This window comes from Sphingobacterium ginsenosidimutans, from assembly GCF_039536865.1.
Lineage (GTDB): Bacteria > Bacteroidota > Bacteroidia > Sphingobacteriales > Sphingobacteriaceae > Sphingobacterium > Sphingobacterium detergens.
Window position 1 is genome coordinate 197325 of sequence record NZ_BAAAZK010000008.1, and the last position, 24997, is coordinate 222321.

Genomic DNA, 24997 nt, shown 5'->3' on the forward strand with positions numbered 1-24997 from the left:
ACCGGCTCTTTCCTTTAGTAGCGGGGACCAGACTCGAACTAGTGACCTTCGGGTTATGAGCCCGACGAGCTACCAACTGCTCCACCCCGCAATATATTTTTGAACAAAATTGCTTTTTTCTTTTGAAAAAACAAGATTATGATCCTTCCGAATTGGAGTACAAAGATATATTTTGTTTCTTTGTAATCCTAATAAAATTTAGAAAAATGTCACATAAAGCAGGATTCGTAAGTATCATCGGAAAGCCAAATGCTGGTAAGTCCACCCTAATGAACGCTTTAGTAGGTGAAAAGATGTCTATCATCACACCTAAAGCGCAAACGACAAGACACCGCATTATCGGTATTGTAAACGATGAAGACCATCAAATTGTGTTTTCCGACACACCGGGCGTCATCAAACCAAACTATTCTCTACAGGAATCAATGATGAACTTTGTCCAGGGATCGCTTATTGATGCGGACATTATTTTATTTGTGACTGATATCCACGAGAAATACGATGAGAATGACGTATTGGAAAAACTGCGTAAGACGAACTCTCCAGTAGCTGTCCTGATCAACAAAATAGATAAATCTTCTGAAGAAGAAGTAAAAGCCAAAATCGAGTTCTGGCAAGAGAAACTAAATCCAGATACGATCTTTGCTATTTCAGCCAAATTGGATCATAATGTAGCGGCTGTCATGCAGTACATCAAAGATAAGTTGCCGATCCATGAAGCTTACTACGAAAAAGATGAACTGACAGACAAGTCCATGCGCTTCTTTGTTTCTGAGATGATCCGGGAGAAAGTATTCAAATTATACGACAAGGAGATTCCTTACAGTACCGAAGTCATTGTTACATCCTACAAAGAGGAAGCAAATATCACCCGCATCGCCGCAGAGATTATTGTCGAACGTGATTCACAAAAAAACATTATTATAGGCAAAGCTGGTGCAATGATTAAGAAAGTAGGTACCTATGCCCGTCAGGATATCGAAGAATTTATTGACGGAAAGGTTTTCTTGGAACTCTTCGTTAAGGTAATCCCTGATTGGAGAAGCAAAAAGAACTACCTTAAACGTTTTGGCTATGACGATTAATTGAGTATTGAGATAGTAGAATTGAGTATTGAGATTTTGGTTGTGCAAGTCTTAGCTCGATAAGCTCGTTTCACTAAAATATACACGAAGTGCTTTAATCTGTTTCAGATTAAGCACTTTTTTTAGGTCCTCATCTGAAGCTTCTTTCACCCTTTTTACCGATTTAAATTCAGTCAATACTTTTTCCACGGTTGTCTTTCCGATTCCAGGAATATTTTCCAGTTCAGAGACAAAGGTCTTCCGACTACGCTGATTACGGTGAAAAGTGATCCCAAAGCGGTGAGCCTCATCACGCAGATGCTGGATTATTTTTAAGGTTTCCGACTTTTTATCTAAATACAGCGGATATTGGTCTCCGGGATAGAAAAGTTCTTCCAGTCGCTTGGCGATACCGATAACTGTTACTTTACGTTCTATCCCCAATAAACGCAAACTCTTCAATGCCGCACCTAATTGCCCTTTACCGCCGTCGATAATAATCAATTGAGGCAATGGCTGATCTTCGTCCAATAATCTCCTGTAACGCCTAAAAACTGCCTCCTCCATGGTCGCAAAATCGTTTGGCCCCTCCACTGTTTTCACATTAAAATGTCTATAATCTTTTTTTGAAGGCTTTGCATCTTTAAATACCACGATAGCCGATACAGGATAATTTCCCTGGATATTGGAGTTATCAAAACATTCGATATGCTGTGGCAACACATTCATGCGAAGATCTTTCTGCATCTGTTTTAAAATACGTTCCGTACGAATATCCGGATTCAGCTTTTCATATTGCAACAGGCGTTCTTTTCTGAAAAAAGCCACATTTTTCTGAGACAGTTCCAACAACTTTTTCTTCTCGCCCAGTTTGGGAATCGTAAAACGTATCCGCTCATTTTCCTCGATATCCAATTCAAACGGAACAATAATCTCCCGCGACAGGCTTTTGAACCGTTCCCGTATTTCAGGTATCGCCAGTGACAGCAATTCCTGCTCGCTCTCGTCCAAACGGCGCTTCATTTCCAGCGTCTGTGTCTGAATAATAACACCATTCATTACCTTTAGATAATTTACAAAGGCATATCCGTCGTCTGAGGCGATACTAAATACATCCACATTGGTAATCGAAGAATTAACTACGGTCGATTTACTCTGATAATTATCCAGTTTATCGAGTTTCGCTTTAATCAATTGTGCTCGTTCAAAATCCAGTGAAGCTGCTGCTGCTGCGATACCTTCCTTTAACCTATTGGTGACGACAGAAATCTTACCATTTAAAATATCCTTAATATCGCTCAAATTTTGATCATAATCTTCCTCAGACTGATAGCCTTCACAAGGCCCTTTACAATTCCCAATCTGATATTCAAGACAAATCTTAAATTTTCCCTTTCGGATATTCTCCTGCGTAAGCGCAAGGTTACATGTCCGAAGCGGAAATAACTCACGGATCAGATCCAGTACGATATGCATCATACTTACAGAAGGATACGGCCCATAATAACGGGAGCCGTCCTTAATGTATTGCCTGGTCCAAAAAACACGAGGAAAGGGTTCGTTCTTGATGACAATCCATGGATAGGTCTTGTCATCTTTGAGCATAACATTATATTTTGGCTTATGTTTCTTGATTAGTGAATTCTCAAGCAACCAAGCATCAATTTCGGTATCTACTATAGTAAAAGAAATACGATTGATCTTACGAACCAAAACACGGGTCTTACCATTCAACTGATTTTCATTGACAAAATATGACCCTACTCGGTTACGAAGGTCTTTCGCCTTACCGATATAGATCAATTCATCATGTTTATCAAAATATTGATAGACTCCCGGTCGATGAGGTATCTTCTTTAATTCTTCTCTATAGTCAAATGTCAAAACTTTAAAATTAAAAGTAAAAAACGAACACAGCCTATAAGCCATAGGCTTATCGAACTAGCGCCCTTATGCTTTAATCTTTGAAAAACAAGCTTGTATAACCAAAGTCTCCATACTCAGATCTGAAAAGTCAAAACAAGAAAGTGAAAACAGCTTGTAAGTCTCAGGTTTGTCCAACCAAAATCTCAATACTCAATTCTACTATCTCCATACTAAAATTAAAATCCCAAACGATCATCCTTGAGTTTCGGATCCTCCTTGCTACTTGAGTCTGTAGATCCATCTTCGACATCAGAGCCACCACCGCCCCAATACTGGTTACAGTCAATGACACGGGTCAGTCCACCCTGAGGTTGTTCGAAATCACCTTTTGTATATTTTAAATTTGAATCTTTATAGACTTTTTGCATAAAGAAAGCAAACACCGGCATCGCTGCAGCAGCCCCCTGCCCATATTCCATTCGGTCAAAACTGATTCCCCGATCTTCTGCCCCTGTCCAAACACCGGTGACCAGTTCTGGTGTGATACCAATAAACCAGGCATCGGAGTTATCATTGGTTGTACCCGTTTTACCGCCAATCGGATTGGTGAGGTTATATTTCCATTGAATACGTCGAGCCGTACCCTGAGATACCACTTTTTTCAGCATATCCACAATAATATAAGCAGATTCGCTATTCAGGGCTTTCACTACTTTCGGCGCCTTATCATAGATAGGTGTGCCATTTTTATCTTCAATACGTAAAATCGCTGTTGGTTCGATCCAGGTTCCCTGGTTAACGAAAGCAGAATAAGCACCAACCATATCAAAAACAGATGCTTCGTACGCCCCTAAAGAGATGGAAGGATAATTCGGCACGTCACTCGTTATACCCATACGTTTAGTCAATGCAGCTACCTCTGCCGCTCCTACTTCATGTACCAGGTAAGCTGTCGCAAAATTTTGTGAATAAGCTAATGCCTTCGCTAAAGTAATCGGATTTCCTCCCTGTGCATTTCCTCTTGGCGTCCAACCATTGTAAGTTTGTTGGTAATTCGGAATACTATAACAAGGTGAATAACCATTATCGATAGCGACCGCATAAGTAAACGGCTTAGCTGTGGATCCAACTTGTCGTGTCCCCATTTTAACCTGATCGTATTTGAAATGGTCAAAATCAATACCGCCGACCCAAGCTTTAATATGCCCTGTTTTTGGCTCCATGGACATCATTGCATTCCTTAGCATCAACTTGTTGTACTTAATAGAATCCATTGGGGTCATCATCGTATCCTTACTGCCCTTCCAGGTAAAGATATTCATCGGAACCTTCACATTAAAGGCTTTTTTGATCTCATCATCGTTCAATCCCTCCTCGCGCAAAATGCGGTAACGATCAGAACGTTTCATTCCACTGATCAACAACTTCGCTTTATCACCTTTGAACGGATCTCTATTTTTCCACTGCGCCGAAAACTTTGATTGTAGCTGCTTCATCCATTCCTTTTGGGCATCCTCAGCATACTGTTGCATCGACATATTGATGGTCGTATAGATCTTTAATCCATCACGATCTAAGTCATAAGGTGTACCGTCAGCTCTGACGATCTTAAGATTAGCAAATTCTTTCTTAATCTGATCTTTTAATACCGCCCTGAAATAAGGGCCTAATCCCTCACCATAGTTTGCGATCTTGAGTTCTAGTCCGAGTGGTTTCTCCTTTGCATTAGATGCTTCTTCCGCTGAAATAAAATTGGCGGCAACCATATTATTTAATACCGTATTACGACGTGTTTTTGATTTCTCAGGAAATCTCACCGGCGAATAGGCACCAGGGCCTTTCAGCATCCCGACCAAGAGTGCAGCCTGGTCAGCAGTCAGCTTATCTGGCGTAGTATTGAAATAGGTCCGCGCAGCAGATTTTATCCCAAACGTATTGTATGCACCAAAATCCACTGTATTAAAGTACATCGTAACGATTTCGTCCTTAGTATAATTTCTTTCCAGGCGAACCGCTGTCACCCACTCTTGAAATTTCTGAATGATACGTTTTAGAAAGTTTTTCTGACGGCCATCAGAAAAAAGATTAAGCGCCAACTGTTGTGTTATCGTACTTCCCCCTTGCTTATTGCCCGTCAGCGTATGGAAAATAACCGTAAACGTACGGGAATAATCTATCCCTGAATGATCATAAAACCGTTTATCCTCTGTAGATACGAGCGCTTTAACCAGATACGGCGATAATTCACTGTATTTAACATTCGACCGGTTCTGTACATAATAAGTCCCTAATACTTTATGATCATCCGTAATGACTTCAGACGCTAAATTGCTTTTTGGATTTTCCAAATCGCTAAACGAAGGTAATTTTCCGAATAACCCAAGACGTATACTCAATATAAATAGGAATCCAAGGGCTACAATGCCAATGATGATCTTCCAAAAATTGAACGTATATCGTTTAATATCGCCTTCAGTAAGTTGATTTTTTTTTGATACTCGTTTCATCTATTTACTAAATTTCATGTGCAAATATTATTCACCTATGCTTGTTTTCATTGGCATTTATGAATGTGCTGCATTTTGTATTTAAAGGCTACATGGAATATCCAATCTTTTGATCCGTATGTATCTTTTTTAATTGGATATTTCGCTATTCCCTCTTACATAGACCTCAATATGATTTTAATGTCCACTCTATCAGATAGTGTGCCAAAGAATGCTTCATGGCAAAGGTATTACTAATTCATTCAAAAGTGTACATTAAACCATGAAAATGTTTGCCTATCCGACATTAAACACGTTCAATTAAGCAGACAGCGTAGGCGACAACCCCCTCTTGCCGACCAATGAAACCCATTGTTTCGTTGGTCGTTGCCTTAATGGAGATATCATCTATATCTAGACCGGTCACTTCCGCTAATTTGATCTTCATTTGAGGAATATAAGGTTTGATCTTGGGTGCTTCAAGGCAAAGCATGGCATCAATGTTACCGAGTTGGTATCCTTTGGCCTGAATCAACCCCATACACTCTTTCAACAACAGCAAGCTACTAATCCCTTTCCAACGCATATCTGTATTGGGAAAATGATACCCGATATCTTCCAAGTTTGCTGCGCCCAAAATGGCATCACAGATAGCATGCACCAACACATCAGCATCCGAATGACCAAAAGCTCCAGCATGATGCTCCAATTGTACACCACCAACAATAAATGGGTGTCCTTCTTTTATCTGATGAACATCAAACCCAAATCCTACCTTAATTTTCATTGTTATAATTATATTATGAGCATACGTTTTTCAACGTAATAAATAAACTCGTTCTATGCCGTTTATCCTGTAATAGCATACTAGCATACTTTCCATCTTAAGCTGGTTATTTGCCCCAAGGGCCTATCTACGCTTATGACGCTTCGTTGCTACGAAGATACCATTTTAGTGCCGATATTTTGAACTGGAGTTTTATTATCGGGCATTGTGTCCCTGTAAGAATACGAAGCGTTAAGAAATGTATTAAAATCACCAAAGACCAGGAAAATCGACCATAAGTTCTTTCCGACCAATAAACCAAGCCTAGCAAGCTCATGGATATCTCAATAATAAAATGCAATAAAAACAGACAATTCAGAAAAAGCAAAAGGACTATTTCATCGGAAATAGCCCTTTTTAATAATTTATTGTCTGTTTGTTTTACGCAGATCCTCAAGAAAAGGGTCTATGCTTCCACTTCTTCAGGCGCGAACTGATCATACACCTCTCCGAAAGCATCATAGTCCTGATCACCGTTAGGCTCAAAAACCTGAATATCTTTGGATCTCGCGAAATCAACAATCTCAGTATTGACATTTTCATCAGCTACGACAACCATATCCGTAAAATGTAATGCACCTTTATAGATTGCTTCATAACTACCATCGCCGTACACTTGTGCATCTGCAGCTTTAAAAGCACCCTCTGGTGCCATTTCAGCATACTTTGAACCCAATGTGCCTTTAAATTCTTCGTTAAACAAAGAATACATCACTTTTGCATCCTTAAATGTAGGATCATCTTTATACGTTGTTTTCACGTAAGCAGGTACCAAAGCAGAGAACCAGCCATGACAGTGTACTACATCGGGCGACCAGCCTAATTTCTTAACAGTTTCTAACGCTCCTTTACAGAAGAACACCGAACGCTCATTATTGTCTGCAAAGAATTCGCCATGCTCATCACTAAAAACTTTTTTACGCTGAAAGTAGTCCTCGTTATCCAAGAAATACACCTGCATCCGAGCTGCAGGCAGTGAAGCTACTTTAATAATTAGCGGATTATCATTATTATCCACAACAATGTTCAAGCCTGAAAGACGAATCACCTCATGCAATCTATTTCTACGCTCATTGATATTCCCAAAACGAGGCATCAAGATACGGATTTCAAAACCCTTCTCTTGCATCGCTTGAGGCAGTTGACGTGTAATTTCAGAAATTTTGGTTAATTCGAGGAAAGGCGACATCTCGTGAGTAATAAACAATATCTTCGTTTTTGCCATCTCCAGTTATTTTTATTTATTATTTTCGAACAGTAAAATCGGTCTACAAAGGTACAAAAAAAATACTTACCATGCAATTTACTATCAATCATCGTTTTATATTCCCAAAATAATATGCAACTTTGCGAACAAAAAACTATTCAGCAAAGTGGAAATTTTCAAAACGAAAGCATCCCTCCAAGCACATCTCCAAAAAGCACGCTCGGCAGGTAAAAAGATAGCCTTGATCCCCACCATGGGAGCACTTCATGAAGGACATTTATCGTTATTAGATTATGCGAAACCCATTAGTGATATTCGTGTTTGTAGCATTTTTGTTAATCCTACACAGTTTAATGACCCCAAAGACCTAGAAAAATATCCGCGTCCAATTGAAAATGACATCAAGCTTTTGGAATCCGTCGATTGTGACATTTTATTTATGCCAAGTGTAGAAGAAATGTATCCCGACCAAGATGAAAATTGGCATATTGATCTTGGTGAATTGGATCAAATCTGGGAAGGTGAAAAACGTCCGGGTCATTTTCAGGGTGTAACACAAGTGGTCTATAAATTGTTCACCTTAGTACAGCCCGATATCGCCTGTTTTGGACAGAAAGACTTCCAACAAGTGATGGTCATCAAACGCATGATCGAGATCAAAGATCTTCCGATCCAGTTGGCAATCTGTCCCATCATCAGGGATCAACATGGCTTAGCACTGAGTTCACGGAATATGCGCCTGAGCGAAGAAGGAAAAACAAAAGCTCTGGCACTTTCCCGTTCATTACAATATGTGAAAGATCATATTTCGGACAATGCCGGATTACAAGAAATTAAGAATAATGCTTTAGCGATTTTGACAGATACGGCGGGAGTAACCGTCGAATATTTTGCAATCTGCGAAAGCAGTTCCTTACAAGAAGTCCAACAGATTGATCCAAGCAAGCAACATGTTGCGCTGGTCACAGCATGGGTAGAAGGTGTCCGTCTTATTGATAATATGATATTAGCTTAATAAAAAAAATTCTACCTTTGCGCCATGGTAATAGAAGTAATGAAATCCAAGATTCACCGCGTGAAAGTCACACAGGCGGAATTGAATTACGTGGGTAGTATCACGATAGATGAAGATTTGATGGACGCTGCAAATATCATCGCTAACGAGAAAGTTCAAATCGTAAATAATAACAATGGGGCCCGTCTGGAAACCTATGTCATTCCAGGACAACGCGGATCGGGCACGATCTGTCTAAACGGAGCTGCAGCACGTCTAGTGCAGGTTGGTGATATTGTTATTATTATTTCATATGCTACAATGGATTTTGAGGAAGCGAAGCAGTTTAAACCATCTTTAGTATTCCCGGATGACAACAATCATTTGATCAGATAGTATTGAGCCACATGCGCAATACTTAATAATAATTTTATCAAGTATACTTATATACTGCTAAATAAAAATTGTATTTTTGAAGCGTTACTCTAACAAGTAGCGCTTTTTTATGCAATCGAAAATAACAAGAAATCTGCGTCAGCTTATCGCATCATTCCAATTGGCTTTGATGTCGCTGATTATTCTTTCGGGTGTTATTTTTATGCACAAAGAGGTAAAATCAAATGGGGAAATCGTGATGCACACGCACCCTTATGATTTTACAAAAAAAGAAAAACCACAAGAGACCGACGATCAGATCGATTATCTGAATGTCATTTATCAAAACAATTACGTACAGACCGATTTCATTATTCTCGAGCTTCCTATACCAAAGGAAATTCAGCTAACGGATTATTGTTCGATCTGCCCAGAAGTTACCAACATCACAAGCAGTCCCTATTACCTCCGGGGGCCTCCTAGCTTAGCATAACACAATTCATTTTTATTCTGACGTACATCCAGTAAAATAGGTTAAGACAACGCTTTTAGCACTTGTCGTTGTATCTATTTTCAGGTTCGCCGGAACGGAATTAAAGGCTTTGGTTTCAATAGACCATAAGTACAAAAACCGATGTCTTCATTTTAAAAAAGAAAGTGGAAGAATTCCGCTCATATACTTATATCATAGCATCTTAGCAAGTTTCAAGACGAAGGCATGCCCTAGCGATACAATACACCTAATGGACTAGATATGAAAGACTAGTATCTACACCTAAGGCAAAAAAGTATACCCTATGGGAGCTACAAGCTTGTGCAGCCAAGATCTCAATACGAAATACTCAATACGATAAAAATGCTAAAGCAATACACGTTACTGGCTACACTATTGGCCGGAACATCCTCAATATATGCACAGTCACCACTAGAAGGATATTTAATCAATAAAAACCGGGAAGCCATTGCTTCGGGGACATTAGCTATAAAAAATAGCAAATCAGCCACCACATCGGACGCTGATGGACACTTTAAATTCAACACCGTTGTTACCCCAAAAGTAACGTTAAATATCTCCGCCGTGGGCTATCGTTCGCTGACGAAGGTAGTCGCTTTGGATACCTTAAAATCACCATTACAGATCCAGCTCGAAGAAGACAACCTTAATCTCGATGAGGTGGTGGTCTCCGCAACCCGTTACGGTGTAAAACGCAAGGATGCACCTGTTGTAGTCAATGTCATCGGCCCCAAACTATTTAATGCTACACAGTCTGTAGCGATGTCTGAGACCCTGAATTACCAGCCCGGCGTGCGCGTGGAAAACAATTGTCAAAACTGTGGTTTTTCACAAGTTAGGCTCAATGGTCTGGAAGGCCCATATTCACAGATATTGATTAACAGCAGAGCTGTATTTTCGGCGTTAAACAGTGTCTACGGATTGGATCAGATCCCCACCAGTATGATCGACAGGATCGAGGTCGTACGTAGTGGCGGTTCAGCACTTTTTGGAGCCAATGCCATTGCCGGAACCATTAATATCATTACAAAAGATCCCGTCGAAAGTGATTGGCAGGTAAAGTCCACCAATTCACTGATTGGAGGCAAAAGCTGGGATAATACCGTAGACTTCAATACATCCCTTGTTGCTGAGGACCTAAATACCGGTGCAACATTTTATGGTATGCACCGTAATAGAGAATCCTATGATGCCAATGGGGATGGGTTTTCGGAGATCACCAAGCTTCGAAACACCACCTTTGGCACCAAATTATTTTACAAACCAAGCGACCTCGATAAAATTACGGTAGATTTTAGCACCGTCAATGAATTTCGTCGTGGCGGAGACCAACTCGATAAAGCTCCGCACCTGACCCAGATTACCGAACAGTTGCAAACCAGTTCTATCGTTGGTGGAATTACTTATGACCGTTATTCCGAAGACTTTAAACACAAGATTTCGGCGTATGGTTCCGTCCAGAAAACCGTTCGTGATAGTTATTATGGCGGACTTGGTGGCGGGACAACACTAGCAGACAGTACGCTAGCATCCAATTCATATGGAAAGACAAACGATATTGCACTGGTTGTAGGAAGTCAGTATACCTACAATTTTGAAAAAGATGTGTTTACTGCAGGTGTGGAGTTCTCCTACAATGACACACAGGATGAAATCCCCGGTTATAAGCGGACAATTGATCAGCAGAATAAAGGATTGGGAACCTATGCTCAATACGAATGGAAGCCCTTTGAGACATTTAAAACCCTGATCGGTGCACGATACGATTATACCTATGTCGATGGCAAATACAGCTTGGCTGGGATAAACCGCAGTTCGGATCAACGTTTCGGAACATTCAGCCCACGGTTAACGATCCTATATGATCTGACAAAAGATCTACAGTTTAGAGGTGGCTACGCACGTGGTTTCAGGGCCCCACAGGCATTTAACGAAGACATGCACGTGACTTCCATTGGTGGCAACCAGGTATTTGTCCTGATCGGTGAAAACTTGAAAACAGAATATTCCAATGCCTATACCGGGTCGTTTAGTTACAATAAGAATTTTGGAAATGTACAAACGAGTTTTCTAGTTGAAGGTTTCTACACCGACCTCAATAATCAGTTTGTCAATGTCATGGCCTCAGAAAAAGATGGCCTAATCATTCAGGAGATGCAAAATGGCGAAGGTGCACGTGTATATGGTTCCAACATTGAAATCAATGTTGCTCCGTCATCGTGGTTATCGTTTCAAGCTGGTGGAACAATCCAACGCTCGCGTTATAAAAAAGACCAGCTGATCTACGAAGGTAAAGACGATTCGCACGATATCTGGACAAAGCAATATGTGCGTACGCCCAATGTTTACGGCTATATGAATACAAATCTGAAAGCGACGAAGCGGTTCGCTGTCGACCTGACAGGAGTATATACAGGCAAAATGATTGTACCACATATCCAGCAAGATATCATGACGCTCAAAAACGCACGTGATTTTGTTGAATTAAATCTTCGTCTGGGCTATACACTACCTGTGCACAAGGATTTTAGTATCGAATTTTTTGGTGGCGTACAGAATATGTTCAACGCCTTTCAAAAGGATTTTGACAAAGGTGCATTACGGGATTCAGACTACATCTATGGTCCTACACGTCCACGAACATATACCTTTGGTCTTCGGGTAGGACATTTTCATTAGGACATGCGTACTGGGACAAATTTCCCATAAACAAAAGGAGAACAATGAAATATTTTAGGAAAATAAGCACCCTGATGATCAGCTTACTTTATCCGCTCTTCCATTTTGGGCAAGAGCGGATAAATTGGGTCAGCTTTGAACAGCTCGACTCCCTGCTGGCTGTAGCACCACGGGAGACCCTAATTTTTATCCATACCGATTGGTGCAGCTATTGCCGAAAAATGGAACGGGAAATATTTACAAAGCCGGATCTTGTTACAGTAATCAATAAAAGTTACTACGCGGTCCAACTGGATGCAGAATCTGTGCAGGAAATTACCTTTGATCAGAGCATTTGGAAAGCAAAATCCGCAAAAAAAAGAACTGGACAATATCATGCGCTGGCCTTACAGCTATTAAGTGGAAAACGAATAATTTTCCCGAGTATTCTTCGATTTGACAAGGAATTTCGCTTAAAAAATATACAACAAAAATACCTGAACTCAAAAGAGTTAAATGATTTTTTAGAATAATTTAACATATTTGTGTAGCGAAACCAAGCGATAGTGCGTTTTGAGTTTTATAATTAATACACACTTTAAGAAATTATGAAAAATATCACGAAATTTTTAATGGCATTTTTGTGTCTGGGAATGATCTTCGCGTCTTGTAACAAAGATAACATCGATTATGATGAGTTGAATAGACAACAAATAGAAGCTGCCAGAAAAGAAAAAGCGCGTAGAGATTCACTTTTAAGAATTCAAGCTCCTCAATTAGAGCAATATGCTAAAACCAAATGGGGTTCAGACGCAAAATATTCTGATTCTACAGGCATTTGGTACAAGGTCGAACTTGCAACGGGCAATACAACCCCTTATACTTATACTGGAAGTATGGGTTACTATGGACCTCAAATAAATACATGGTCTGCAACTTTAAATTTTAGAGGCGAATTAATGAACGGAACTCTATTTGACAAGAATACAGATGGCATTCCTAAAGTCTACAATAATATTAGTCAAGCTATTTCTATCTACAAACAAGCTTGGGTTCAAGCATTTGCTCCTACGATTATTAATATTCAAGGCCAGGATAGAAGATTTGAAGGCTTATTACCTAAAGGATTACAAAAAGGTGATAAGATTAGTTTTATTTCCCCTTCTTACTACACTTTTGATCAAACAGAATACACTGCTGGAAGCGAAAAAGTAACTGTTCCTAAAAACACGCCAGTGGTATATACAATCGATTTGGTAGCTATTGGAGCTGCAACTTCTAATTAATAAAATAGATAATTTATGAAAACCATTCTCATGTTGAGAATGGTTTTTTTTTGAACACCTCGATGCTATAGTACAAATGCTGTTGCTATCAAAAATTTAGTTGAAGTACTAAGTAATGATCACAGCACAATTTTGTCTAATATTTCGATCTGCCAACGAATGTTAATTACTGTATCAAAATGTTAATTATTGAAGTAACAGCACATGAAAACAAAAAATAATATACATTTGCTAGAGACCATTTTTAAAATCAAAATGTTTTTTTTAAAACCATCAAATAACACTATGAAAAAATTCTTATCGCCATTATTTCTAGGAATCGCAGCTCTTGCTTTATTTACTGTTAGTTGTAGTAAAAGCGAAGATGCTCCTGTTTATGACGCAGAGGGGCAATTTAAGACGGATTCTACATTGCTTAAAAATTATGTTGACAGCAAATATCCTAATGCACAATACGATTCAGAAAAGGGAATTTGGTATGAAATTTTAGCCGAAGGCGAAGGAAATTATCAATATAAAATCGTGGACACTCTAAATGCCAAACTCTTTAAAGTTCAGCCAACTGTAAAATATACTGGTAGACTATTAAATGGCAGTATTTTCGACCAAACCGAAACTGATAAAACAGCGAGCTTTGAGATCCTCACCAATACCGGTTATTATTATCCTTTTGAGAGCACGATTATACCTGCTTGGACATTTGCCTTTGCACCAAAGAAAATTGGCGACTTGAAACTAGGGGGACTTACCGAAAAAGGACTTCAAAAGGGTTCCAAGATTCATATTATGGTTCCTTCTAAATGGGGTTATGCAAACCGTGCAATGGGAAAAATTCCAGCTAATTCTCCTTTAGATTTTGTTATCGAAGTTGTAGATATAAAATAATCTACTCACTAATAACTACAGAGTCCAATTACCAATGGCCTCTGTAGTTTCTTATTCATATCGATATAAACGATAACCTATTCTTTTATTACACCTAGCAGATAATAAAAAAATTCTCGTACTTCTACTAAATAGGCTTTCTTATCTTCAAATTGACTTTTAACCCTTCACCTACATAACTAGCACCTCCACCTTTAAAAGCCCCCCATTTTACGTAGTAAAAATCTAACTTTCCTCCCTTCATATATACTATTGGGTAAATGAAGTCAAAGCTATTGCCAGCATTTGTTACAGGCCCATTGAAATATGGCCCAACTCCAACTTCAGTACTGCTCTCGTAATTTGCTTTTATCCAAATAAAATTACCATCTTCCCCTGTTGGAATATACCTAATAAAAGCCTTAAACTCTATTAAAGAATTTCTACTAGGATCATTGGGATCATAATAATAACCAGTCTGTGTATTTGAATACAAATCCGCAGGAGCAAAGACCCCGCCTTGAAGTTCATTACTGCTACGGAACAAGGTAATGTTACCTGGGAGAACATTTGACATTCCAGAAACAGGCTTTCTACTTGAATCGAAAGATAATATATCAAATTTAACCAGACAATACCAATTACCATCTGCTCCCTTTCGTGCTTCCATGATCTTTGAAGCCACAACCCGATCTGAACTATTTGCCAAATATAAAGGTTTGTTAGTTGGGGTTCCTTCGAGCGGTAATTGGTTTTGTTGAGAGAAGCTCTTAAATGAGATCAAAACAAACAAAAAAAATACAAAATTTTTCATTAATTAAAATTTAAATTGTTATTAATACTATTTTATAAACTAGGATTTCAAATTTTGAAACTTATAAGTGATATTCAATAGAAAATATCTTCCAATCAGATTTGACCTAGATTCCCTCCTAATCAAGAAATCATTTTTCAAAATCTTGTTTTGTCTCATCTGATTAAACAGGTCAAAAATATTTAAACTGGCCTCTAGCTTGCCTTTAAAATACTTCTGAGATAGCGTTACATCTGTACGGTTATTTTCAAATGAAATTCCGGACGAGTTGATGACATTATAGTTATTACTAATCTCCAAATTAAAAAGAGCAAAATAATTCAGCTTAGCTGTTGTTGAAATGGATTGACTCAGCGTCCGAAAAGTACTAGAAAGTTGATTTTCCTCTGCGCTTATAAAGCTATTGTGATTTAAAGAAAGGTTGTACAAGATATTTGCAGAGAATCCTTCTCGATAATAAAAGGTATTTATATTAGCAGAATACGTAGTTGATTTATCTGAAAAACTCTTATCATTTATGTACCTATCTGTTGCGCTAATAGAATAAGATAATCCGTTTTGCAGGTTTAAATTCGGTATAAAAAGATTGTTTTTAACATAAGTTAATACTAGATTGGAATTTGGACTATTCGTGTTTTTAGAATTAGCATATGATAATAATCTAATCCCTTTAATAAAATCTACTCCCGAAATAGTAGTATCGTTCTTCAAAACAGATAGGTTTTCTATAATCTTATTTCTATTTAATGAAGTTGAAAAGCCTAGATTTAAATTATCAGCGTTTTTAAGTTGATAGTTGGAACTCCAGTTAAAATTAAATACAGATTGATTTTTCAGATCGGGGTTACCAATACTAGAATAATTGTCAGACAATGTTACATTTGTCGGATTTTTTTGGGAAAGCGTAGGATAAATAATTACTTTTCCAAAAGTAAACGTGTTATTTAAACGGGACTTTAAACCTCTAACTATCAAAGAAGAATTATACAATAGGCCTTTGTTCCGCATTGTTGATTTGTGTTCTAAATCATTTTCAAATTTATTGTTCGATCTTTCATAATAAATATTTGTATTAAAATCAAACTTAGATTTTGACCACCTAAATGTTGTCCCAATATTTTGAATTTGATTTTTCAGTTTAACCTCTACCGATTCTGCGGAATTTATTTGATTTGTTGATACAGCATTTGAGCGATTAAGATTATAATATACGTCTCCCAAAAAAACCTTGCTAAAATTAAATTTCAAAGATATTTTACTTTGAATATAATCGCTTTTACTGCGACCGGATAAGCTATTGAAAATACTGTCATTTTGATAATTATTCTCATTGACGGATTTGTTTTGTCCAAACGAAGTGCTTGTAACCAAAAAGAGCTGATTTTTATAAAGCTTATAACCAACATTTATTCCTCCATTGTAACCCTCTATTTCAGACGAATCATTCGAAAGAAAATCGTTAGCGGTATCATTTAAATTACTATTACTACTCTTGAATCTATCTTTTTGAGCACTCAATGTTACATCAAAATAAAACTTATCGAACACCTGGTTTAATGTAGAATTAACGTTAAAGCTTCGATTGAAACTTTTCTGCACTCTTTCAATACCTCCGCCATTTATCGACGCTTGCAATACGGCTAAACTATCAATATAGTAATCTTTGGAAAGCATATTATTATGAGCATAACCAGCCTTTATAGAAAGGTCTCCATTTTTAAACTTCGTTGTATTTTGAACTGAAATCTTACTATTGACCACTTTATTCAAATTTTCCCCAACATCCGCTCCCCAATCCCAAGAATTGTTATTCAAGTTCAAATCAAACAAAGTGGTTGTATTATTTTTGAAATAAATCGTATTGCCAAGAAAGTCGTATTTCTTCCGAAAATTATATTTCATTGCCATATTTCCTAGCACACCAGATATTTTTCCATTAGGCGTACGAAGATCAATTGAATTAATAACAAGATTCTCATTCCCCCAAAACTTATTCAATGGATCTGTATATGGGTCCAAATTAAAAGAAGAGAGGATACTTGAAGGGAACATTTTCAATAATTCAACCGGAGAAGTGAAATTAAAAACTTGTCCATTGACTTTTATAGTTGTCAGTAATTTCCCTTGATAATAAACACCATCATCTTCAAATTTAAAATTAGGATCGTTTTTTAACAGATCATATGCTGTGGAGAAATTTTTTCTTTTTATATCATCTATAGTTATTGTCCTATAATTCCGAGTAATATTGACAGTATCTAAAATATTTTCCTTCAAACTATCTTGTACACTCGAAATCACTCGTGATAAAATACGAGATTCATTTTGACCAAAACTTGATGCGAGAAAAAGAAAAAAGAAAAAAACAAAGAAAACAGCTTTCATATAAAAACGCATCACTACATAATAGATCAGAATCTAATTATTTTTCAAAGAAACAATGCAAGAGGTCACCTTTATCCCAAATCATTCACAATATCTAGAAATTTGTCATCAAGTTACGAAACAGCCCACATTTCGTAATAATAATCACCTTTTTGTTATAACTATTGCAAATATAAATCTCAAAAAAATAAAAGGAATTGCTAAAATGTTGTATCTCATTCGATACAAAATCTATTTCGCATATTAAAAACAGAAGCCATATTATCCAAATATGACTTCTGTTTTCTCAAAATTAATTGCTAGGTCGACTTATTACCAAATCAATTTTCAAAGGTTCTTGGCGCGGCCCTAAATAACCGTTAGGATAAGTTTCCATTCTAACATACCAATTCACAAAGCGACCTTTATATGCAGAGATGGAATATATTATATCATATTCATTACCTCCCATATAATTCGGCAAAGGTATACTGTTAGCTCCAGGATTTGGAACTATCCCAATTTGGGTAGCAGTACCATAATTTGCTTTTAACCATATAAAAAAACCATTTTCACCGGTTGGACCATATTGATTATAACATTTATATTTTGACACCTCATTTCTCCCCGAGATATTTGGGTCATAACTTGTGTAGTGGAAACAACGATAATATTGTTTGTTTGCTGGGTCTGAGGACAAGCCGCTATTATCCAAAATGTAAACTGTGTTATAAAACGATGGAGCCTCATCATAATTAGTAATATCAGGTCTATTATTTTTAACATTTAGCGCTTCTAATTTCACAAGACAATACCAATTCCCATCATTGCCTTTTTTAGCTTCAACAATCTTAGTTGCCCTGAAATTATCAGGGGAGCTGTAATTAAACGTGGGATTATCAGTCGGAGCTGGACCAATAGGAGCAGAGGTTTGAGCAAATGTTGTAATAGAAAACAACATTAAAAAATAAATAAATAAAGTGTTTTTTTTCATAATTAACAAAATTTAAAATTATAGCTAGCTATCGCAAATATAGTTCTCTATTATTAAAAAAACAAAACAACATGAAAAAAAAGAAAACAAAAACCAAGACATAGCTATTAAAACGAAATAAAAACAGTAAAAACCACTTAAACAATATTTTTATTAAAAAAAAGAATACATAAAAAACAAAACAAATAATCAAACAACAACCATTTAAACAGAACAACAATAAAATCAGATTATTAGAAATCAACACTTAAAACATTAACAAAATATTCTAACAAACGAAACTGCATTATACTTCCCCTTCACTACTGGAAAATAGGAGCCTGCAATCTGCTCAAAATAACACACTCCAACTAAAACAATAAGTGCATTCCCCAACTTAGGAATCCAGCCGAACGAAATCTTTATACCCGGAATAGGCCGAACATTGGATAAGGCATGATGATCGGATCGCCAGACTATTGGCTCTATCTGCGCTGGAATGGCCGCACCAAATTCTATCACGGCAAACACCAATTGCACATGTGTACTCGTTTCATAACGTCGAATTCGTTGAGCGGGAATAAATGCTGGTATCGCAACGATACCCTCTCCTTTTGTGACATCAAATGATACATAAATATCAGTCAAAACCTGGTCTTTAAACTTGAAATTCCGATTGGTTTCCAATCCACCTAATAATTCTAGCCCCCGCCCAGTGACAATACGCGCTCCTCTCCGATGTACTGGATCTGATTTCAAAACCATAGACATGCGGCTCACAAGCCTATTAAAAAAACTTTTATCTGTACATTGAAACAGAATATCCTGTAATCGCTGCTTTAACAGTTTGCAATTCTTCATCGTTCGTCCAAATTCTTGCGCATTTTCTTTCGTCCGCTGAAAACGGGGATCCGTCTCAATTTGTTTTTTTGTTGCGCCAGTCTTTTTACGTACCAACTGTACTCCTGCACTTTCATAAAAGCTAAGATCTCCGATACTTCCTTTTATTTTAATTATTCCAATTTGTCTTGCCATAGCATAAATATCAGACAAGATCCCATAAGCAATGTCCCAAATGTCCCTAAATGGGGTCAAATGTCCCTAAATGTCCCTAAATGTCCACTTGGAATGTAACATAAGAAAAACACCCAACAACCAAACAGTCAACATATTATAAAACATTTTCAGAAAAGAAACAGCACTAACCACAATGTACAGGTAAAAGCAGGTTTCAGTATACGTACAGTATGGATTAAGTATTCATAAAGTATCACTATGGTACCTATGTAATGATAGGACAGCAATCCTATAACACTAGTTCTAACCTGTGATAAATCTAAATGACGATCGAAATGAGTGAATAAGAAAGGTTTTTAAATAACAAAAGCTCGAAGTGGGGAACTCCGAGCTTTACCTAACCAATTATTAACCTAAATTATGAAAAGTTCTTTATATATTATTTTGTATATATCTTTCTGTTTTGATATATCAAAGGTAAGACACATTTCCGTTCATGTCAAGAAATTTAACAGCATTTAACGTTGTTAAAATTATGTTAAAACAATTTAGCACTATATTACAAGCAAACATGATCTTTTCCATCTGCAATATTTTTAATCATTATGCAAGGGAATCGACAGATTAGCATCATCCGTGCGGATCTGGTGCAAAAGAGATAAATAAACACACTAATGGCATGCATGGATTCTTTAAAAAACAGTGATCAATAAAAGAAACACTTTCAATAAAAAGGAATAAATTTGTAGATAGACACTGCAATGTATTAGGATCTACTATCCCGATAATGAGAACCGGAAACCATCCTGTTTTTTCAAACAACCTTGCGGATCTAATAAAAAGAAAAAATAAATACGGATGAAAATAGCTTTAGCACAATTGAATTACCATATCGGTAATTTTGAAGCAAATACAGCGGAAATAATTCAAGCAATCAACCAAGCCAAAGAAGCATCGGCAGACCTTATCATCTTTTCGGAGCTTGCTATTGGCGGCTATCCCGCCAAAGACTTATTGCGAAGTAAAGTATTTAAGCAACAGTGTAATGAGGCTATTCACCAGATTGCCGCTCACTGTAAGGAAATTGCCTGTATTATTGGAGCTCCGGTCACAAACAGTGATCCCGAAGGAAAGGAACTTTACAATACCGCAGTATTTATCGAACAGGGTGCTGTTCGAAATATCGTAAAAAAAGGCCTGCTACCCGATTATGATGTATTTGATGAATACCGTTATTTCGAACCCAACAAGCGTTTCGACTGCATCATATTGAATGGTGTAAAAATTGCCCTGACAGTTTGTGAGGATCTCTGGGACGACGATGAGGGTGGCAACTCCTACGTGGGTGATCCCATGGCCGAACTCCGAAAAGAGGACCCGGATCTTTTGATCAATATTGCTGCCTCACCATTTTCCTACACGCACTTTGATGAACGTGTCAAAGTACTCTCCCGGCAAGTCAAAAAATCCAACCGTCCACTAATCTATGTGAACCAGGTGGGGGCACATATGGATATTATCTTTGATGGCAGATCACTTGCACTTAGTAATGACGGAACAAAGGTTGCCGAATTAAAACGATTTGATAGTGATCTGCAATATGTCACCTATCATCAAAAAAATATTACCTCAACCACGGCATCCATCAAAGATCCGGTAGCTGAAATTGCATTGATCCATGATGCGTTGATCCTAGGCTTGCGTGATTATTTCCGAAAATCAGGTTTCAAAAGAGCGATCCTCGGTTTATCTGGTGGATTGGACTCTGCCTTAGTAGCGGCTCTGGCCTGTGAAGCCCTCGGCGCTGACAATGTGCTCTCCATTTTAATGCCTTCCGTGTACTCCTCAGACCATTCGATCAAAGATGCCCTAGATCTGGTGAACAATACGGGATGCAAACACCATATTGTCCCCATAAAAGATATCGCTTCGGCTTACGAGAACACACTTGCCCCTATTTTTGAGGGCTTAAAGCCTGATACCGCAGAGGAAAACATACAAGCTCGTGCGCGTGCGGTTATCTTGATGGCCATATCCAACAAGTTTGGTCATATCCTATTAAATACTTCAAATAAAAGCGAAGCTGCCGTTGGCTATGGCACCTTATATGGCGACATGGCTGGCTCCATTTCGGTTATTGGTGATGTCTATAAATCTAAAGCGTACGACCTGGCACGTTATATCAACCGCGAGCGTGAGATTATCCCCGTCAATACCATCGAAAAAGCGCCTTCTGCTGAATTACGACCTGATCAGAAAGACTCGGATTCACTACCAGAGTACGACCTGCTGGACAAGATCTTATTTGAGTTGATTGAAAATGAAAAGAGCGGTTCCGAAGTTGTAGCAATGGGATTCGAAAAAACGTTAGTAGAGAGAGTAAGTAAATTGGTTAATAATGCTGAATTTAAACGCTTTCAGGCACCGCCAATCCTCCGGATCAGCCCAAAAGCTTTTGGCTCAGGAAGACAGATTCCATTGGTGGCAAAATATCCATATTAATTTTACAATTAGGATTAAACCATATTTATAGTTTTTTGTCTAACATTAGAGAATAATTCCAGTGCATACAGCACAGACAACAAATTGCCATAATGCTTTGAGTCATAGAAAGGCAGTAAAAGCAGATAGATGAGAAATTAAAACAAGTTAAATAAATATAAAAGTTCCATATAGGCCATGAAACCATCATGAGTATAATGCTTAAAAGCAAAACAGTATATTCATGGTAGATTCATCACAGTTAATAAACAAATTACTACGATGAAAAAGATTCTATTATTTTTGGTGCTTTGCATCGCGCTTGCATCATGTTCGTCTTATCAATATAATACCACTCGGGTAGAAAAGATGGATTTCACTCCTTTCAAAACGTATGCCTGGCTACCGCCGGTAGACTCGCTTTCGAAATCTTATTTTGACAATGACATTGCCAAAACTAATATTTTGGATGCTGCAAATACGGCTTTAGAGGCAAAGGGACTCCAATATTCAAAAGATAATCCAGATTTATTATTCCGTTATATTACCATCGTCAACAACAAAAGCCGTTTGGTCTATGGCGGTGGCGGATATTATGGCTGGGGTGGTCCTTGGGGCTGGTACAGACCATGGTTCTCACCTTACTTTTATGGTGGTGGATATTACCCTGTTGCAAAAGAGCGTTATCGTTATGGTCACCTGATCATCGAGGCTATCGACCGCAAAACAAATGCGGTGATCTGGCAAGCACGCGGTTCGGGTGATGTGGATAATCCTGAAAAGGCGATCAACAACATCAGTAAAGTAGCGAAAGGTGTGATTGATTTGTTCCCCGTAAAAACAGTAAAAAAATAAAACAGCACGCCAGCAAAATGGGTGCTAGCTGGCAATAAAAGTAAAAGCCTGATTTCTGATGAAATCAGGCTTTTACTTTTATTCACTAGATCGATGGTCGAAGTTTCAAATAAAATGGAACTTCCACACGGTCCTTTGATTTATTTTTGATCAATTCCGCAGCCAATCGCCCCATCATCTCAAAATCGGTCGATATTGTGGTAATACCGTTAAGGATAAACTTCTTTAATGGCGTTTCATTATAAGAGATCACGCCGACATCAGTACCTATGACCAATTTCTTTTGGATAATCTTGTTCAATAACTTGACAAGATCGTCTTCAATGATATTAATGTAGCAGGTCTCTTTGATCACCTTCTCCCGATGCAGATCGGCAACCAATTCATGCTCAAAGGCGTATTGCTGACAAAACTTATAAAAGCCCTTGATAATGGCTTTTGGAAAATCACTATGATCTGGGAAGACAAGCTTAAGCATTTGGTATTTACTCAAGGATTCATTTGCTTCCTCTAACGCATTATAGATATCCTGTTCATAATTTTCATAGACCGCAGGAAACTCCCCCGGAACATCTTCAATAAACTTACCCAACAACATCAATTTCTCCGTGGGGATCTTACGGATAACATCTGGCGCTTTATCCCGTCCTTCTTTAAAATGTGGGAATAGTACATAATGATCATATGTTTTGGTCAGACTTCCCAACAGGGTATTCAAATAGGACAGGTCGGAGTTGTAGACAAAGAGATCCAAATTGGCATAATCCCCCAGCTCGCGTGCAAAGGAGTCATAAACAATCTTTTTATGTGTGCTGAGCTTATTTAAAAAAAGGGCAATTTTGAGTTTAGACTGCACATCAATTTTATTGATGTAATATCCCTTTCCAGGATTGGAGGCAATGATCTCCTGATGTTTAAGATAGCGATAGGCTTTTTCGACTGTGTCCCGTGATATATCCAAATAGGTACTTAGTTCATTGATCGATGGCAACATATCATCTTTCGACAAGATTTCATTTTTAACAGCATCGACAATCGTATTCGCTAATTGTAAGTATTTGGGTGTGGCCGAAAAATCACTAATTTCCAGTGTTTTTAAAAACTGAGCTATTGCATTGGTCATATTCATGGCTTGGATATCTACATTATAAGCACGATAAGAAACTTTTAGGTTTCAATTGGTATATCCTCCGGTTGAAATTACACACAAAGGAGCCTCTCGTCTCCTCAGTCAGAAGAATACACTAAGATACCTTATATACATCAAAAAAATAGGAAATATCTTCCCTCAACTATCCTGCCCTTACCTGAACGAAAAAAATGGTAACAATAATTAACCAAGACATGAATTCTGTACTTTTGACTAGTAATCAAGTAATAACGCGTAAACCTGATATTTTATGAGCAGAACAAATATTGTCGTGCTAGGCAGTTCCAATACAGATATGGTTATCAAAGCCTCTCATCTTCCTGTACCAGGGGAAACAGTGCTAGGTGGGCAGTTTTTCATGGCCCCTGGTGGAAAAGGAGCCAATCAGGCTGTTGCCGCAGCCAGAGCTGGTGCACAGGTCTCTTTTATTGCCAAAGTTGGGAACGACATCTTTGGTCAACAAGCCATTACCCATTACCGACAGGAAGGCATTCAGGTTGACACAATCTTTCAGGATCCGACAAATCCCTCCGGTATCGCACTTATATCTGTAGATGCCCAAGGCGAAAACTGTATTCTCGTTGCCCCCGGATCAAATGCGGCGCTGCTACCACAAGAAGTGCAGGCGGTTCAGAACGTCATCTGCGAAGCTGCAGTACTACTCATACAGCTGGAAATCCCCATAGCTACAATAGAAGAAGCCAGTACGATTGCAACGCAGCACGATACCAAAATTATCTTAAATACCGCTCCTGCACAGCCACTTCCAGACAGTATTTTAAACCGAATTGATATACTGATATTAAACACGTCGGAAGCCCAATATTACACCGAAGTCATGGTTGAAAATTGGGCGACAGCTCGTCTGGCTGCCGATGCGATCAGTCAGAAATGTCCAGGCACTATTATCATTACTATGGGCGCAAAAGGATCACTTATCAAGGAAGAAAACAACTATTTCCAAGTCCCCGCCGAAAAAGTCAATGCAGTTGACAGTACAGCCGCCGGCGATACCTTCTGTGGCGTTTTGGCCAGTGCCATCGCTAGGAATATGCCTGTCCTAGATGCCGTTAGACTGGCTTCAAATGCTGCTGCAATCTCCGTTACACGCCTAGGAGCACAGACCTCTATTCCGTACTGGCGGGAATACAGTACAGCATCCAATTAAAACCTTTTATAATCAATTATTCATCCTATTTAAAT

Annotated in this window: 20 protein-coding genes and 1 tRNA gene; 11 read left to right on the forward strand and 10 right to left on the reverse strand. The window is 38.1% G+C overall.

Going from position 1 to position 24997, the window contains the following annotated elements; translation table 11 throughout:
• Positions 1-18: 18 nt before the first annotated feature.
• A tRNA-Met gene (locus ABFX33_RS21295) sits at positions 19-91 on the reverse strand.
• 115 nt (positions 92-206) lie between these two features.
• Here ABFX33_RS21295 and era point away from each other — a divergent pair.
• Positions 207-1085, forward strand: coding sequence for a GTPase Era (gene era / locus ABFX33_RS21300; RefSeq protein WP_223581911.1), 879 nt, complete (start codon positions 207-209; stop codon positions 1083-1085).
• Positions 1086-1136: 51 nt separating this feature from the next.
• Here era and uvrC read toward each other — a convergent pair whose 3' ends face one another.
• From uvrC to ABFX33_RS21320, 4 genes are all read right to left on the reverse strand, one after another.
• Positions 1137-2993 carry an excinuclease ABC subunit UvrC gene (gene uvrC, locus ABFX33_RS21305; RefSeq protein WP_346088104.1) on the reverse strand — a complete coding sequence of 619 codons (1857 nt, stop codon included), beginning with the start codon at positions 2991-2993 and terminating at the stop codon, positions 1137-1139.
• Between the two features lie 173 nt (positions 2994-3166).
• A complete protein-coding gene (locus ABFX33_RS21310; protein WP_346088106.1) occupies positions 3167-5437 on the reverse strand; it encodes a transglycosylase domain-containing protein in 2271 nt (756 codons plus the stop codon).
• A 286-nt stretch (positions 5438-5723) separates the two neighbouring features.
• Entirely contained in the window at positions 5724-6203 is a 480-nt protein-coding gene (ispF, locus tag ABFX33_RS21315) for a 2-C-methyl-D-erythritol 2,4-cyclodiphosphate synthase (RefSeq protein ID WP_223581907.1), read from the reverse strand.
• Between the two features lie 445 nt (positions 6204-6648).
• Positions 6649-7467 (reverse strand): glycogen/starch synthase, encoded by an 819-nt coding sequence (locus ABFX33_RS21320; protein WP_120260175.1) that lies wholly within the window; start codon positions 7465-7467, stop codon positions 6649-6651.
• 148 nt (positions 7468-7615) lie between these two features.
• Between ABFX33_RS21320 and panC the strand changes: the two genes are divergently transcribed.
• From panC to ABFX33_RS21355, 7 genes are all read left to right on the forward strand, one after another.
• Positions 7616-8464 (forward strand): pantoate--beta-alanine ligase, encoded by an 849-nt coding sequence (panC, locus tag ABFX33_RS21325; RefSeq protein ID WP_346088108.1) that lies wholly within the window; start codon positions 7616-7618, stop codon positions 8462-8464.
• Between the two features lie 24 nt (positions 8465-8488).
• The gene (gene panD / locus ABFX33_RS21330; protein WP_104383850.1) at positions 8489-8839 is read left to right on the forward strand and encodes an aspartate 1-decarboxylase; all 351 of its coding nucleotides are present in this window, start codon (positions 8489-8491) and stop codon (positions 8837-8839) included.
• 109 nt (positions 8840-8948) lie between these two features.
• On the forward strand, positions 8949-9311 hold the full coding sequence (locus ABFX33_RS21335; protein WP_346088111.1) for a hypothetical protein: 363 nt from the start codon (positions 8949-8951) through the stop codon (positions 9309-9311).
• A 363-nt stretch (positions 9312-9674) separates the two neighbouring features.
• Entirely contained in the window at positions 9675-12011 is a 2337-nt protein-coding gene (locus ABFX33_RS21340; protein WP_346088113.1) for a TonB-dependent receptor plug domain-containing protein, read from the forward strand.
• Between the two features lie 44 nt (positions 12012-12055).
• Positions 12056-12523 (forward strand): thioredoxin family protein, encoded by a 468-nt coding sequence (locus ABFX33_RS21345; protein ID WP_346088115.1) that lies wholly within the window; start codon positions 12056-12058, stop codon positions 12521-12523.
• Between the two features lie 75 nt (positions 12524-12598).
• Positions 12599-13276: an FKBP-type peptidyl-prolyl cis-trans isomerase gene (locus ABFX33_RS21350; protein WP_346088117.1), complete on the forward strand. Its 678-nt coding sequence runs from the start codon at positions 12599-12601 to the stop codon at positions 13274-13276.
• 204 nt (positions 13277-13480) lie between these two features.
• Positions 13481-14161: an FKBP-type peptidyl-prolyl cis-trans isomerase gene (locus tag ABFX33_RS21355; protein WP_346088119.1), complete on the forward strand. Its 681-nt coding sequence runs from the start codon at positions 13481-13483 to the stop codon at positions 14159-14161.
• A gap of 127 nt (positions 14162-14288) precedes the next feature.
• On the opposite strand, the gene ABFX33_RS21360 is transcribed toward ABFX33_RS21355, so the two are convergent.
• The 4 genes from ABFX33_RS21360 to ABFX33_RS21375 all read right to left on the reverse strand — a co-directional run bounded on the left by ABFX33_RS21360 (position 14289) and on the right by ABFX33_RS21375 (position 19326).
• The gene (locus ABFX33_RS21360) at positions 14289-14954 is read right to left on the reverse strand and encodes a hypothetical protein (RefSeq protein ID WP_346088121.1); all 666 of its coding nucleotides are present in this window, start codon (positions 14952-14954) and stop codon (positions 14289-14291) included.
• A gap of 39 nt (positions 14955-14993) precedes the next feature.
• Complete coding sequence (locus ABFX33_RS21365; RefSeq protein ID WP_346088123.1) at positions 14994-17339, reverse strand: porin family protein; 2346 nt, start codon at positions 17337-17339, stop codon at positions 14994-14996.
• A 292-nt stretch (positions 17340-17631) separates the two neighbouring features.
• Positions 17632-18312, reverse strand: a complete 681-nt coding sequence (locus ABFX33_RS21370) for a hypothetical protein (protein ID WP_346088125.1) — start codon at positions 18310-18312, stop codon at positions 17632-17634.
• A 255-nt stretch (positions 18313-18567) separates the two neighbouring features.
• Positions 18568-19326, reverse strand: a complete 759-nt coding sequence (locus tag ABFX33_RS21375; protein ID WP_346088127.1) for a hypothetical protein — start codon at positions 19324-19326, stop codon at positions 18568-18570.
• 840 nt (positions 19327-20166) lie between these two features.
• Here ABFX33_RS21375 and ABFX33_RS21380 point away from each other — a divergent pair.
• On the forward strand, positions 20167-21810 hold the full coding sequence (locus tag ABFX33_RS21380; protein WP_346088129.1) for an NAD+ synthase: 1644 nt from the start codon (positions 20167-20169) through the stop codon (positions 21808-21810).
• A gap of 261 nt (positions 21811-22071) precedes the next feature.
• Complete coding sequence (locus ABFX33_RS21385; RefSeq protein WP_346088131.1) at positions 22072-22644, forward strand: DUF4136 domain-containing protein; 573 nt, start codon at positions 22072-22074, stop codon at positions 22642-22644.
• A gap of 85 nt (positions 22645-22729) precedes the next feature.
• On the opposite strand, the gene ABFX33_RS21390 is transcribed toward ABFX33_RS21385, so the two are convergent.
• Positions 22730-23773, reverse strand: coding sequence for a GntR family transcriptional regulator (locus tag ABFX33_RS21390; protein WP_310446392.1), 1044 nt, complete (start codon positions 23771-23773; stop codon positions 22730-22732).
• A 271-nt stretch (positions 23774-24044) separates the two neighbouring features.
• On the opposite strand from ABFX33_RS21390, the gene rbsK reads away from it, so the two are divergent.
• Positions 24045-24962, forward strand: coding sequence for a ribokinase (rbsK, locus tag ABFX33_RS21395; RefSeq protein ID WP_346088133.1), 918 nt, complete (start codon positions 24045-24047; stop codon positions 24960-24962).
• Positions 24963-24997 lie beyond the last annotated feature (35 nt).